This is a genomic window from Actinoplanes sp. CA-142083 (genome assembly GCF_050942195.1).
Lineage (GTDB): Bacteria > Actinomycetota > Actinomycetes > Mycobacteriales > Micromonosporaceae > Actinoplanes.
On sequence record NZ_CP192076.1, the window covers coordinates 8,438,067 to 8,451,976 of the forward strand.

The 13,910-nt window shown below is 67.6% G+C and carries 12 protein-coding genes; 2 read left to right on the forward strand and 10 right to left on the reverse strand.

Going from position 1 to position 13,910, the window contains the following annotated elements; genetic code table 11:
- Positions 1-127 precede the first annotated feature (127 nt).
- The 9 genes from ACQPZX_RS38610 to ACQPZX_RS38650 all read right to left on the reverse strand — a co-directional run bounded on the left by ACQPZX_RS38610 (position 128) and on the right by ACQPZX_RS38650 (position 9,541).
- Positions 128-577, reverse strand: a complete 450-nt coding sequence (locus ACQPZX_RS38610; protein WP_433366888.1) for a hypothetical protein — start codon at positions 575-577, stop codon at positions 128-130.
- Positions 578-591: 14 nt separating this feature from the next.
- Positions 592-1,368 (reverse strand): hypothetical protein, encoded by a 777-nt coding sequence (locus tag ACQPZX_RS38615; protein ID WP_433366891.1) that lies wholly within the window; start codon positions 1,366-1,368, stop codon positions 592-594.
- A 988-nt stretch (positions 1,369-2,356) separates the two neighbouring features.
- Positions 2,357-4,006 (reverse strand): AAA family ATPase, encoded by a 1,650-nt coding sequence (locus ACQPZX_RS38620; protein WP_433366894.1) that lies wholly within the window; start codon positions 4,004-4,006, stop codon positions 2,357-2,359.
- Positions 4,007-4,353: 347 nt separating this feature from the next.
- On the reverse strand, positions 4,354-4,761 hold the full coding sequence (locus ACQPZX_RS38625) for a hypothetical protein (RefSeq protein ID WP_433366897.1): 408 nt from the start codon (positions 4,759-4,761) through the stop codon (positions 4,354-4,356).
- A 793-nt stretch (positions 4,762-5,554) separates the two neighbouring features.
- Complete coding sequence (locus tag ACQPZX_RS38630) at positions 5,555-7,102, reverse strand: recombinase family protein (protein ID WP_433366899.1); 1,548 nt, start codon at positions 7,100-7,102, stop codon at positions 5,555-5,557.
- A gap of 21 nt (positions 7,103-7,123) precedes the next feature.
- A complete protein-coding gene (locus ACQPZX_RS38635) occupies positions 7,124-7,738 on the reverse strand; it encodes a histidine kinase dimerization/phosphoacceptor domain-containing protein (RefSeq protein ID WP_433366902.1) in 615 nt (204 codons plus the stop codon).
- Between the two features lie 5 nt (positions 7,739-7,743).
- Positions 7,744-8,154: an ABA4-like family protein gene (locus ACQPZX_RS38640; protein WP_433366905.1), complete on the reverse strand. Its 411-nt coding sequence runs from the start codon at positions 8,152-8,154 to the stop codon at positions 7,744-7,746.
- The gene (locus tag ACQPZX_RS38645) at positions 8,151-9,083 is read right to left on the reverse strand and encodes a hypothetical protein (RefSeq protein WP_433366908.1); all 933 of its coding nucleotides are present in this window, start codon (positions 9,081-9,083) and stop codon (positions 8,151-8,153) included. The genes ACQPZX_RS38640 and ACQPZX_RS38645 overlap by 4 nt, the downstream gene beginning before the upstream one ends.
- A gap of 83 nt (positions 9,084-9,166) precedes the next feature.
- Positions 9,167-9,541, reverse strand: a complete 375-nt coding sequence (locus ACQPZX_RS38650; protein WP_433366910.1) for a VOC family protein — start codon at positions 9,539-9,541, stop codon at positions 9,167-9,169.
- A gap of 46 nt (positions 9,542-9,587) precedes the next feature.
- Between ACQPZX_RS38650 and ACQPZX_RS38655 the strand changes: the two genes are divergently transcribed.
- Positions 9,588-9,860, forward strand: coding sequence for a hypothetical protein (locus ACQPZX_RS38655; RefSeq protein WP_433366913.1), 273 nt, complete (start codon positions 9,588-9,590; stop codon positions 9,858-9,860).
- A gap of 121 nt (positions 9,861-9,981) precedes the next feature.
- Complete coding sequence (locus tag ACQPZX_RS38660) at positions 9,982-12,354, forward strand: hypothetical protein (protein WP_433366916.1); 2,373 nt, start codon at positions 9,982-9,984, stop codon at positions 12,352-12,354.
- A gap of 12 nt (positions 12,355-12,366) precedes the next feature.
- On the opposite strand, the gene ACQPZX_RS38665 is transcribed toward ACQPZX_RS38660, so the two are convergent.
- Positions 12,367-13,776: a non-reducing end alpha-L-arabinofuranosidase family hydrolase gene (locus tag ACQPZX_RS38665; protein ID WP_433366918.1), complete on the reverse strand. Its 1,410-nt coding sequence runs from the start codon at positions 13,774-13,776 to the stop codon at positions 12,367-12,369.
- Positions 13,777-13,910: the final 134 nt, after the last annotated feature.

Consider the following 13,910-nt stretch of genomic DNA (forward strand, 5'->3'; position numbering starts at 1 on the left):
GCCGCCGCCTGGTCGGCGACGACCTGGACCGGTTCCTTGCACGGCGGTTCCGACGGCTCGCCGGTCATCGGGTCGATGTGGGCTCCGTCCTCGTCGCACGCCTGGCCGCACCGACCGCAGTGGAAGCTCATCCGTGCTCCGGGCAGAACTCGTCGGCCGGACCCTCGTGGTTGATGTTGATCACCTTGCACGTCGGGTGACCGCAGACCTTGGCGTCCGAGCCCCCGGAGCGGACCGCGTCGACGAACGCCCCGGGGGCGAGACCCGGACCACGGGTGAACGACCCCGGCCGACCCGAGGTCGACTCGACGCGACGACCGCCGGTACGGGCCGAGCGAGGCAGCGAACCAGAGCGGCTGCCGTACTGGGCCTTCTCTGCCGCGAGGCGCTCCGTCCGACTCGGTCCGGCGACGAGGTCTCGCTCGGCGAGCAAGATCCGACGCCGGGCGATGTCGTTGGACCGCTCCGCCTGCGTCCTCGGCAGACCGCGAACCCTGATCTCCTCGTCGATACCGTCCTCCCGCCGGAAGCGCTGCCACCGGTACCTTCCCGGGCTGAACTCGAATTCGTCTTCCATCGTTGCTTCTCCCTTTACTGGATGCCCTGGAGGAGAGACCTCCGGGTTGCCGCCTGCGTCTCGTCCTCAACCTGGCCAACGTCGCTGAACTCGGCCTCCCACTCGGCCCGAGTTCCGTCTGGCCCATAGTGGTTCCGGTACCACTGCATGTTCACGTCGATGCCGCTCTGGCGCTTTGCCTCGTCGGCGGCAATGCTCTGCGCCGATCGGCTATTGGAAAGCAACCCCAGCAGCTCCCCGTGAGCCCGCTGAGCATCCTTGAGCAGCCTCTGCCTCTTTTCGTCCGAGAGCGGCTGGTCGAATCGGTTCCTCGCCACCGCCTCATCGGCCTGGTGCCTGGGGGAGTCGGGGAAGGTCCCGCCGAGGTTCTCGATCAGCATGCGACTCAGCGCCAACATCTCCTCGATGGCGAGGGTGTGCCGGTAGATGTTCTCGGCGGCACCCTGCCCGTAGGACCTGGGGACCTCCGGAAAGTTGCGCTTGGTGACCAGCCGAGCCGCCCGCTTGAGTTCGTTCTCCCGCGTCCGGCGGCATTCCGCCGAGCAGTAGCGCTGGGTCTGATTCGGATTCGGCTGGAATGGTGTCTTGCAAGTCCGATTCCAGCAGTTCGGCAATGGCGCGGTTGGTACCGGCGAGACACCAACCGATGCCGAGACGAACAGATCGGGCCGTTCCCTCTTCAGCAGCTCCGGGAAAACGCCCCTGTACGGCTCGCCTGCTCGCAACAGGGCGGTGCCCATCGACCAGCCGACTACCCCACCGATTTTTGCTACCAACTCCGCGTCGTCCACTGCTCTCGTCCCTCCTGGTCGGATCGTCCAGCCCCCAGGACACCAGCCATGGCGGAAGGCTCCGCCATCAGGCAACGAAAGCGGAGTGCCTCGTCGGGCCCTGGCCGGGCCGACCCAGGAGCAGGCCGGGGGTTCGCCGTCTCGTGGCCTCTCCGTCGTCTCCGGGGCCGCCGGGGTATGTCGTGCCGCCCCAGGCCGTCCCGATTCGCGGGAGGAGCTCCCAGACGCCACGACGACCCATCCCCGCGCCAGCCCTGCCCCGCCGACGAGGCAGCCTCCCATCCCCCGACTGCCGGAGAGAGAGAAAAAGGCAAGTGGCGGGGTTGTGGTGAACCTGCCCGTCCTAAAAAACGCTGCCATTTTCGGGTCAGCAGTCGCAGTCGTGCGGGTGCCAGCCAATTCGGCTGTGCCCTGGTTCCATCTGCACGTCGGTCATTCGCAGTCGTTCACCTTGGCGTGACCGTCGGCATTGGCTGCTGTTGGGTCGCTGCCTGCTGCGGGCTCGGTAGGTCGGTTGGCTGGCACCGCAGCCGTCGCCCCACTTCCAACGCCCGTGGCCGGTTCGCCTCGGTGGTCTGTTTGTCATGTGGCGCCTACCTATCCGCGGGTCAATTTGCACGTGACGGCCGGCCGGGGGTGGGTCGGCAAGGGAGGTGGGGGGTAGGTGGGTTGGCTTACGCGTGGCAGGGGGTAGGTAGGTCGGCTCGCCGGACGAGGGTGTAGTGGGGTTCGAGACGATCCGGCAGCGAGCGCACAGCAGCCTCTCTCACAACGACCTCAAATCCCGGCCTCCAGGGCCGTCACACCACACGGGGCCTCCGGCCCCCCGTGATGGTGTGACGGCCCGTTCCGGCTTGGCCCCCATCACACCCCCGTCACACCGTCTGACCGGGACCGTCACACCCACATCACACCCCCGTCACACCGTCACGTGACGGTGTGACGGCGTGACGGCTGCGGTTGCCCTGGTGTGATGCTCGCTGCCGCGTCACAGGTCGTCCTCGGGCTCGTCCGGCGTCGGCGGCGCGACCCACAGGGAGCCAGTCCATTCAGCGTCGTCGAGTCGGTCCTTCAAGGTCTTAGCCGCCCGTTGAAGCTCCCTCACGCCGACCTTCGACTTGAGGTCCGGATTCCATCCGTGCTTCAGGATGTAGTCGCTGACCTCCTGCTGCAGCTTGCCCGCTGCGACCTGCCCGACGCCTCCGTGTCCGAGTTCGCACAACGCCCGGATGACGGCTTCCTCAGCAAGCCAGACCGGCTCGCTCCCGCCCCGGACGTCGACCTCGACCAGGACAGCCGAGTCGCCGACCTCCTCGATCGCGAAGACCCGCTTCTTTCCCCTGCGGCTGTGCTTCTGTTTCTTGGTGACCACGGCGATCGGCCCGTTCGGCTTGTCCTTGTTGGCGGGCTTCACCTGGATGACCGTGTTGGCCTTGCCGACCTGGGTTCCGATGCCGCGCGGCTTCCACGAGTCCTCGCCGAGGTTCGGGTGGTGGATCATCAGGACCGAGCCGCCCGCGTCGACGATCGCCTTCATCGTGACGAGCAGCGCGTCCATCTCGCTCTTGCTGTTCTCGTTGATGCCGCTGGTCACGTCGGTCTGCGTGTCGATGATGACCAGGTCGTACTCGACTGCGGAGCGGATCAGTCGCTGCCGGTCGACCGGGTCGATCAGACTGGGCGTGTCGGCGGTGAACGACAGCCGCTCCTTGAGGGCGATCCGGTCGTTCGCGCTGGCATATCGCTTGATCCACGCCCGAACCCGCCCCGCGACACCCGCCGGGTCTTCAGCGGCGAGGTACAACACGCTGAGCGGCTTGGGGATCGGCAGCCCGTGCCAGTTGCCGCCGATCGGGAGCTGGCAGGCCATATCGACTCCGACGAAGGTCTTGCCCGTGTTGGATCCGCCGGTCATGTACGAGAAGCCGCTGTCGAGGAAATCGGCGATCAGCCATTCCGGCGAGGGCATGTCGAGGAACGCGTCGAGGTCCATCACCCGCAGCGCTCGTTCGGCCCCCGAGAGGCTCTCCGTCGGTACCGGCGGCGGCAGGGGTGCCGTCATAGCGGCCTCGCTCTCGTAGTTCGTCGGGAGACCCTCCAGGGCTGTCGCGTCTGCGCTCTCGACGGCCGCTACCGGCGTCTCCAGCCACACCGTCGGCTTCGGCCACTCGACGAACGGGTCGGCGTGCGGGTGGCGCATCGCGCCGATGTTCTCGCCGAGGAGTCGTTCGAGTCGGCCGAGGTGCAGCAGCTCCCACGGTTCGTTCATCACCGACCGGATCCGGGCTACCTCGGCGTTCGCTGCCTCCTGGACGTCCGGCTGCAGCGGTGGCATCCACCACGGCTCGCACCGAACCAGTTCGATCGCCTTGCTGACGTCCTCGTCGGGGAAGGCCCAGAAGTCGGTTACGAGCTTCCCTGTCCGGCGGGACACCCACGGGACGTAGAAGTGTGTCCATTCCTTGACGTACAGATACTCGGTGTACGAGGCGAAATGGACTCCGCGTTCAGCCCACTCCCTTACTTCGTCTTTGAGGTTCTGCGCCAATCCGGCGAGGCGGTGTCGGCCTAGCGGACCAAGAAACGGGCGCGTATCGGCCTCGTCATGGGGCTCTACCCGCGTCAATGCGGCGGTCATGGTGTACTCCGATAGGTGTTGTGGGGAGTCGCTGCCCCTGGTTCATGGATTGCTCCTTCGTCTCGTCCACCTCGGAGCTGTTGCTAAGTCGGCCCTCGACGTTGCCAGGCGTCGAGGGCCGACGCGTATCTAGGGAAGATTGACGGTGGCGCTCGTCAGAGGGAACGGCCCCATCAGAACGAAGTCGATGTCGTGGCCGTTGGCGCATTGGAGATAAACTCGAAGCTGCCAGTCAGCTCCGTCGCCCAATGTCTCGGCGGGCTTCGGCCTGCCGTTTATCTCCGGAGTCCCGCAGACGGAACAGATGTAGAACTGCCGACAGCTCACTGTCGACCTAGACGCCAGGCTCATTCGCCGCTCTCCTCCATCCACCACTCGGGCAACCAGACCGCCGGGTGCCAGCCGACGGCGATCCCCCACGCGCCATCGCGGAGGCTGGGTCGGTCGAGTTCAACCAACAGCGGCAGGTCGACCGACCGGGGCGGGCGCTTCCATCCGTTGAGTTCGAGCTCGATGGCGTCGACCCACGGAATGACCGAGGGAACCTCGTCCCCGTGGCCGCATTCGGGCCGAGAGCAGATCACCAGCCGGTGGCCGGTGTTGATGCCGAGCATGAATGCCCGACGTTCGACCGCAAGCGCGTGATGGAACGTCCGCTTCAACATCCACCGCTGGGCGGTCAAGGTGCAGGATCGAGCACCGACCCGAACCCGGTGCGCCAGGTCGGCGGGTGTGGTGTTCGCTGCCATGGTCACCGGCCCCCGATGGCGAGGTACGCGGCGACGGACCACATCGTCAACACGACGGCGAACTCGATGATCTTGGGGATGCGGCCCATCAGAACAGCTCCCCTTGGCCTTCAAGAACAGGCACGGCCTTGCCTGGCAACACTCGGACTCCGGCCGAGCCGTCCCGGGGGGCCGGTCGACGAAGACGGATGTTGTCCTTGTGAACCAGTTCGGACCGGGCCACGCCATCCTCGGTCCACGAGACTCGGACCATTGGCCACTGCTGGGCAGAATCGTCCGCGATTGACACGGCAAGCTGGCGATGCACGTTGCGGCTTGCCTGCCTGGTCTGCGGGTACAGGTGGACGACTCGGCCGGTCGGCAGGTCACTTGGCATCATGCGGTCACCGCCGGGAGGAGCCGACGGAGCCGGTCGAGCTGCTCGGGCGACGGAGCAGGGGCCGAGTCGATGAGGGCAGCCAGCCGTTCTTCAATGCCGACGAGGTCGCGCTCGACACGAGCCTCGCTGGCTTCAGGTGAGTCGGAGCCGTGCTGCTGGACGGCGCGGGCGAGTCGCCCGTTAGCGGACCTGTAGGCGTTCGAGTTGGGGCGGGGTAGAGGTGCGGCCATCGCGAGTCTCCTGCTGCGGAGTCAACTCGCGCCCTGTGCGATCTCTGGCCAGGCTCACTGCTAAGCCCCCGGCGGACCGCGCCGCACCCCCAGACGCGCTATCTGGGAGATAGCCAATCATGCGGCTAACAGCCACCAGCAGCCGGGTTTTGGAACGCTCAGTGCAGATTTATATGGGTCGGCCGGCCGTCTAGTCCTGACGCAAATTGACGCGCGCCTCGATGTTGTGACGACAGGTCTGGGTCGCCCGCTCGTGGTCCTCGTGTCGGCACCACTTCAGCTCGGCCTTGGCGATCCTCAGCTCGCCGAGCAGGCCGGGCGAGAACACCAACCGAGCGACCTCACGTCGGGCTGTGATCGGGGCGGCAGCGAGCCGAGCACGCACCTCGTCCGCAGGACCGACGAACCGAGCCAGGGCCGACGGTGCCGACAGTCGCTTCTCCTCCTCGCGCAGCCGCTCCAGCCTCGCCCGTAGCGGTGGACCGAGCTTGCGGAGCTGCGCGACGGTCAGGTCTCCTGCCTCGACCCCGGCATCCAAGTCGACTAGCTCCAGTTCAGCCGCCGCGATGTCGCCCCGCAAACGAGCGAGGACCGGATCGTCCGACGGTGGGGTGAGGATCGCGGCCACGATGTCGGGTCGGGATAGGTACCCCACCATCAGGTCGGTGGCGATCTCGTCGAGGATGGCCTCATCGACCTGGACACAGTCCTGAGGCCCCCGGCAATGGAGCCGCCACTTCGTGAGCTGACCCCGGCGGGTTGGGCTCAACTCGGAGCCGCACGGGTCGCAGACGCCGATCTGGGTCAGCAAATGCTTGGCTTGGCTGTCGCGCTGGGTTCGCCGGGCAGGGTCACGCAGCCGGGCGTTCACCCGGTCCCACAGCTCCTCCGAGACGATCGGCTCCCAGCTTCCCCGGTAGGTCTGCGGGTCGCCGGTCCGGCCGCGCCGATGGCCCTTATAGACGGGGTTGGTTGCCATCTCTCGGATCAGGCTCTCGGTCAGTAGCTTGCCGCCGACCGTGGTCTTCACCCGGCTGCCGTCGGGTTGCTTGCGCATGACGGTGCGGACCCGCGACCGGATGCCTCGGCTGTGCATGTCCCTGGAAATCGACCGCAGTGTCTCCGCCTTGTCGATCCGCTGGAACACCTCCAAGACGATCGGGGCCTCGGTCGGCTCGTGGTACTGCTCGACCAGCTCTTTAGTCTCTGGGTCGTATCGGCGCTTGTATCCGTAGGCGATGTCGCCGTGCACCTTCCCGGCAGCGAGGCCAGCATCGATCGTCCGGTCAACCCGGTCCCTGGTTTCCTCCGATGCTCGCTCGTCCTTCGCTGCCTCATTCAGCAGCGTCTCTCGGTGCCGACCGTTGTCGGGCGAGTAGAGCGTGTCGTGAGTCGAGACCCAGATGTGGATGCCGCGCCCCCGCATCGAGGTCAGCAGCGGAGCCCACTCGTCGACCTGTCGGCTTGCTCGGCTCGTCTCCCACAGCCCAACGATCTGACCATCGAGTTGACCGGACGCCACATCAGCCACGAGTCGGGCGAAGTCGCCCCGAACCTGCCGGGCGAAGCGGCTGGCCGAGATGCCCTCATCGACGTAGGCAGGGCCGACGGCCCAATGGTGCTCGTCGGCATCGCGGCTAAGGTCGGTGGCCTGATCGGCAGTCGAGGTGCTGCGGCCCTTTTTGTCCTTCGAGACACGGAGGATCGGGCGCATCACCCGGGGGGTATCGGATTGCATGGGGGCATCCCACCACGGCGTTTATACCGGCCGCCACCCCTGGCACGTGACCACCATCGAGGCCACGTGGTGCGCGACCACGTCGTGCAGCTCGCGCGCGATCGCGCCGCGCTCGTCGGCGCGGGCCGCCCGGCTCTCCGACGCGGCCCGCAGCTCGGCCTGCAGGCCCAGCTCCCGGGTGGTGCGGATGACCAGGCCGAGCAGCAGCGGCAGCCCGACCGGCAGCACGATCACCCCGAACAGCTCGCGGGGCACCGACCCGATCGAGTCGGCGATCGCGAACACGAGGTAGACCGCGAAGAGCAGCCCCGCCGACAGCCAGATCGTGCGCGGGCGGCGCGTCCAGAGCGCCACCTCGGCCAGCGCCCAGCTCGAGCCCACCTGGTTGATCGTCGTGTCGTCGAGCACGCAGATCGCCACGCCGAGCAGCGCCGTCTGCACCAGGAAGTTGGCCAGCGGCCAGCGGCAGAGCGCGATCGCGACGACGAAGGCGCCGATCGCGAGCCACCACTGGGTCACGGTCGGGTGCCGGCCCTCGTCCTGGCCGAAGACCAGGTAGCTGATGCCGCTCAGGTCGAGCAGCACCATGCGGGCCCAGGTATCGCGCCGGTCGAAGAGGCGTACCACCAAGCCCATGCCGGTCAGCCTATTCGCCTGTCGAGCAGATGGACCGCCAGTCCCAGCGGCCCGAACAGGATGGTGAGCACGAGCGTCGGCGCGATCCGCCAGTGCCCGATTTTTCGGTCATTTCCGTCTTGCCAGATCCATCGCCCGACGAAGAGGTCGAAGGCAATCATGTGCGCCCAGGCCGCGGCGGCACCATTCGCCGTGCCCGGCGCCTCCCGGAGGCCCTCCAGCGTCGGCTGGGTCACCACCGGCAGCAGGTCCGGCAGGGCCGGGATCACCAGGATCGCGTAGATGACCAGCACCGGCAGCACGATCGCTGGGCTCCCGATGATCCGCTCGGTCCACCGCCACCGCGGGAGCAGGATCATCAGGGCCCAGAACGGCGCCGCCACCAGGAAGGTGAGCCCGAACAACGTACCCGTCATGCCACTCTCTTCCTCAGCACCAGCGCGGTCGCCGCCGCCGTGACGGCCGCGAGCGCGGCCCACGCGATCAGGGTGAGGCCATCCGGTTGCAGCAGCGGTTGCGCCCGCAGCGCCTGCCAGGTCAACAGCATGACGAGTACGGCGTAAGCACCGCCCGCGACCAGCAGGAGCCGCACCCGTGTCCGCTCGTCGATTCCCCGCCTGACCAGGAAGAACGCCAGCAACGGCAGGGCCTGCAGGGCGTGCAGCCCCACGAAGTGCCCGATCCTCAGGTCGCCGCCCGTCGTGCTCCATCCCGTGATCGGCAGCCCCGGGCCGCCGTCCGGCACGCCCACGCTGTGCGCGCCCGTGATGTCCGCGATTCCGGGGTCCTGCATCGGGGTGACCATCGGAATGGCCGCCATCATGCCCAGCAGCGACAGACCAAGACCAAGCCTTATCCCGTACGCGTTCCCGCGGTCTTCGATTCTCTGCACCAGCGCCACTATCCCGATCAGCAGATGCGCGATGAACAGCACCATGATGGACATTCCCATCGCCTGCCAGAGCGCCTCGTTGAACGGCGTCGTCTCGTTGTAGTGGCTGGTGGTCCCCCGCGCCGCCTGCACCACGATGATGCCCTGCTCGATCAGCCCCACCCCGACGATGGCGACCGCGGCGAGCTCGGCGACCCGGCTCCTTCTCGGCAGGACCGACAGCATCCAGGCCAGCGTGAGCCCGTAGACCGCGAACGAGACCGCGAACTTGAACGGCTTGAGCCAGACCGGCGCCCCCGTGACGACGCGCTGGTCCACCAGAATCCCCAGGGCCGTGACAACCACGAGCCCCGCCATGACGGCCGTCAGCCACACCAGGGGCCGATTCCATCGAGCCTGCTTTGCTGCGATCGCGATAGTCATAACCGCAGCCTGCGCATTCACCGCGGTCATTTCGCCCACCCGTGAGCCGCACCTGCGGCCGCCGGAAGGACCGCGCCTCCTCCCTGGGTAGGAGGCGCGATCCCTAGGGGCGCCTACAGGTACGGCCGGGTGATCAACTCGATGGCGTGCCCCGACGGGTCCTTGAAGTAGACCCCGCGCCCACCGTGCTCGTGGTTGATCTCCCCGGGCCGGCGCATCTGCGGATCGGCCCAGTGCACGACTTCCCACTCGCACAGCCGCGCGTAGGCCCGATCGAAGAGCTCGTCATCCATCAGGAACGCGTAGTGCTGCATCTGGATCTCGACCGGCGGCTCCGCGAACTGCAGCAGCACACCGTCCGCCAGTTGAATGTTGCTGAACACTCCCCACGACGCCGCCGCCGGAACCTCGAGCAGCTCGCGATAGAACCGAGCCGATTCCTCGCGGTCCCGCGAAGCAATGATCGTGTGATTGAAACTGACTGCCATACGTCTCCTCTGACACGGTTTGAAAGGGATTCCGCAGCTTGGTTGCTTGCTGCTCGCGGAGGCCCTCGTGCCGAGGCGCGGCGGCTCAGTCGTCCACCGGGTCACCAATCCGTGCGTGGCTGGGCGCCGGTCCGGTGTTCACGCCCCCCACCCTACCGTCGGGCGAGAAGCAGTCCGCGTCCTGGCCGCCCGGGGAGTCAAGCTCGCCGCCGTCACCCACAACCCCCACGCCGGCCCCACCACCGACACCGTGGCCCGGCTGCTGGGACGCCGGGCCCGCACCATCGCCACGTGGGCGAGCGACCACCGGGCCGCCTGAGCCTTCTTCCCTGCGTCGACCGCTACCGATCGATCGGTTGTCGTTCGGCAACTACCCGGACGGGCTCGTCACCTGAATGAGGGGTAACGCAGGACGCACGCCGTGAATACCGTCGGTAGCCGTGCGGATGAGGACAACGGTGCTGATCGCGGCGGTCGTGGTGGTCCTGCTGGCGGGAGCGTTCGTCGTCTGGCGGGTGGTGCGCTCCGATGACACGGTGCGGGTCAAAGCCTCGACCGGGGGAACGGTACGCGGCGACAGCGGGGTGACGGTCCGGTTCGCGCCGGGCGCGTTGAGCGATGACACCGACGTACGGATAAAGGCTGTCGATGTTGCTCCGCCGGAGGGCATGGAGTGGGGCGGCGAGCCGGTCGACATCACGCTGGACGGCGGCAGTCTGCGCTCGGCAGCGACCGTCACGTTTCCGCTGGCGGGCGACGACGACCCGCTGATCGTCTCGCGCCACGGGGACGCACCCTGGGTCAACGAGGGCGGGGTCGCCGACGGCAAGACCATCACCACCGTCGTCTCGCATTTCTCCATCGTGGGACGGGCCAAGGCGAGAGCCCAGCTGGCGTACAAGATCCTCAAGGTGCCGGCGCAGCTCGGCGCGGCGGTCGTCTCCGCCTATCGCGACGCCAGCTATCGCGCTCCCGACCCGAAGTGCGCGCCCGCATCGCAGACCTGGCGCGGCAGCGTCAGGGGCGACAACGTCAAGGTTTGTGTCGCCGCCGGCACCGACGGCCACCGGCCTCGCCTGAAGGTCGTCAACAACCGGTTGTACGGGCAGTTCCTGCAGCTCCGGGGCTATCCGCCGATGCAGGTCACCCAGCCGGACAAGGTGAAGCTGGTCGACAACGTATGGCGGATGCTCGGCGACGCCAACCGCGACTACACCTACCTGCCCGGCAAGGGGACGATCGAGCTGGAGCTGCCGGCCGGCTACCGGTTGATCGACTTCCTCGCCCGACCGGGGCTCGAGGCGGTCATCGCGCAGTTCGTGGTGGACGTGCTCAGCGTCGCCATGCTGCCGGTCGGCCTGCTGGTCTCGGCCGTGCAATGCGTGCTCGCCGCGCCGGTGACCGAGGAGGTGGCCCGCACCTTCGACCTCAAGCGCGTTCCCGAGCTCGGTGGCGCGCTGAACAACTGCGTGTCGGCCTCGACCAAAGCCTGGAGCGGCCTCGGCGAAGGCGCCGGCGACGCGCAGAAGGACGAGGCCGCGAAGGCGCGTGCCAAAGAGGTCGACGCGATCACGACGGCGATCAAGGACGCGCCGACACTCGTGCAGACCCTTCTCCGCAGCCCGATCCAGCAGGTGAAATCGCAGCACGTGATCGCCGAGCGCACCGCGATCGTCCCCACCAGGGCCCTCAACGAGGAGGGCGGGAACCTGCCCGCCGCCGTGGTCGCCACGCAGAAGCGGCTGTACGACGCGGCGAGCGGCTATGGGAGCAACCGGTTCGGTATCGTTGAGGCCCTTCCCAAGCCGGGCCTCCAGTTCGGCAACGCCGCCGACCCGGGTCAGAAGCCGTCGCTCACGCTCGGCTCCGAGCCCGACCCGGTCGCCGGGCCCAAGGCCGCGAACGCCCTCGCCGATCTGACAAGCACTCCCCCGATGCACTGGCGTTGCACGGAGACGGGCCGGGACTCGTACGTCTACGGGCTCGCCGATCCGGAACTGAACACCTATGCGGGCCGGGTGGCCGCGCTCGGTTTCGCACCCGAGGAAGCGGGGGCGATCCTCGACTCGGCGCGCGCGGCCCGCCCGTACCGGATATGCATCGACCCCGACGGCACCTGGACCGCCTTTTCCCGCGCGACCCCACCGGAAGCCTTCCCGGAAGCTCTGGCGGCGAAGCTGCCGGAGAAGAAGACCGGCTACCAGGACTGCCCGGTGATCGCGCCGAACCCGTTCACGCCGGTCGACGCCGCCTGCCAGGGCGCCACCAAGATGGACATCGATGGCGACGGCAGGACCGACACCCTGCTGACGTTCCGCCGGTCGGAGCAGTGGACGGCACGCGCTGTCATGGCCCGGGGTCCGGTCGCCGATCTAACCCTGCCAATCGACCAGGACCAGTTCCCGCCCGTGCAGCCGGTGGTGCTGACCCACACCGATTTCGACGGCGTGGCCGGGGACGAGGCGGTGATCGTGGCCGGTTTCGGCGCACACAGCCAATTCCTGGTGATGGTGACTTACACCAAGGACAAACTTCTTCTCGTACGCCACAACGGCGTCGACGACCAGCCGGAGATGTTCACCGAGGACGCGAACAACAAGTACTCGATCGGCATCGGCTGCTCCGACCACGACCACAACGGGGTGCCCGAGCTCGTCGAGGCATCCGCCTTCTTCGAGACGCTGCCGGCGAACGGCTCACAGACCCGCTGGACGTGGCACGGCAAGACGCTGAACAAAGCGGACACAACCGAGGTCACGAACCCGGCGTGGAATCAGCCGCCCTACCGCGGAATCACCTGTGTCTGGAAGTGAGCGGGTGACCCGTCAGCGTTGCAGGGTGAGGACCGCCGGGCGCCAGGGCAGGAGGTTGTAGCTGGTGCCGTCGGAGCCGGGGTCGCGGCCCTGGTAGAGCAACTGCAGGTTGCAGGGGTCAACGGTCATCGTCTGGTCGGCGTTGGCGCGGACCAGGTCGCCGTGGCTGATGTCGTTGGTCCAGGTGGCGCCGCTGTTGGCCTTGCCGGCGAACGGGCTGCTCTCCGTCGCGGCCTGTGGGGTCCAGGAGCCGCCCAGGCTGGAGGCGGTGAACGAACGGAAGTAGCGGCCGTTCGCGCCCATGGCCTCGACCAGCATGAGGTATTGGCTCTGGCCCTGGACCTTGTAGACCTGAACCGCTTCGAAGAGGTTGGCCGTGGTGTCGCTCATGATCACTGTCGAGGTGGTGCCGAAGTCGCCGGGGAAGTTTCCGATGGGCATGCTCGCCCGGTAGATCTTGCCGTTGTCGCCGGCGAAGAAGAGGTACATGTTCGTGCTGTCGCCGATGAGGGTCTGATCCAGGGGCGACGAGCCGGCGATGCTGCCGGAGAAGAGTGGCTGGTTCGATGACCATCCGTTCGCGTTCGTGGGGTCGCTCGACGTCTTGTAGAAGAACGGTGTCGCACCCCACTGGCCGGCCAGCACCCAGATGTTCTTCGGGGCGAAGTAGAACAGCGTCGGCGCGACGGCGGAGGACGCCATCGAGTTCTGGCCGGCGGAGGCCATGTCGGACCAGTTGGTGAAGAGGCCGAAGTTCATCGAGCTGTACGACCCGGCCGTGTCGGTCGTCGACGCGTAGACGAGATGCTTGCCGTTGTAGACGACGTTGGTGAAGTCCTTGAGACCGACCAGGCCGGGCTTCGGGGTCGCCAGCGGGCCGGTCGAGGTCCAGCGGTAGGTCGACGGAAGCGTGCAGGTGCCGGTGGGCGGAGTCGTGGTGGGGGCCGTCGTGGGCTGCGTGGTGGGGGCCGTCGTCGGCGGCGTGGTGGGGGTGGTCGTGGGCGGGGTCGTGCCGCCGGTGCAGGTCACGCCGTTGAGGGCGAAACTCGCCGGCGCCGGGTTGCTGCCGGTCCACGAGCCGTTGAAGCCGAACGACGCCGTCCCGCCGGTGGCGACCGAGCCGTTGTAGCTCACGTTCTTCGCGGTCACCGCGGAACCGCTCTGGGTCAGTGAAGTGTTCCACGCCTGCGTCACCGCCTGCCCGGCGCCGAACGACCACGTCAACGTCCAGCCGGTCAGCGGATCGCCGAGGTTGGTGACCGTCACGTTGGCGCCGAACCCGCCCTGCCACTGCGACGACACAGCGTAGTTCACCGAGCAGCCCGCGGTCGCGGCGCCGGCCGGCAAGGCCACCAGCACCGTCGCCGACGCCAGGACGCCGGCCGCGACCACGCCGGCCTTGATGACTCCGAACCCGGCCATACCGGCCCTCCCCCAAGCGCGACAGACATTGATGACCGTCGTTGCTAGTGAACGTTAACAGCTGTATCGGCGGCCGTCACGGGAGCGCTCCCAACGGCCGGGACACGGGGGAGGCGGCGATCGGTTAGAGTCAC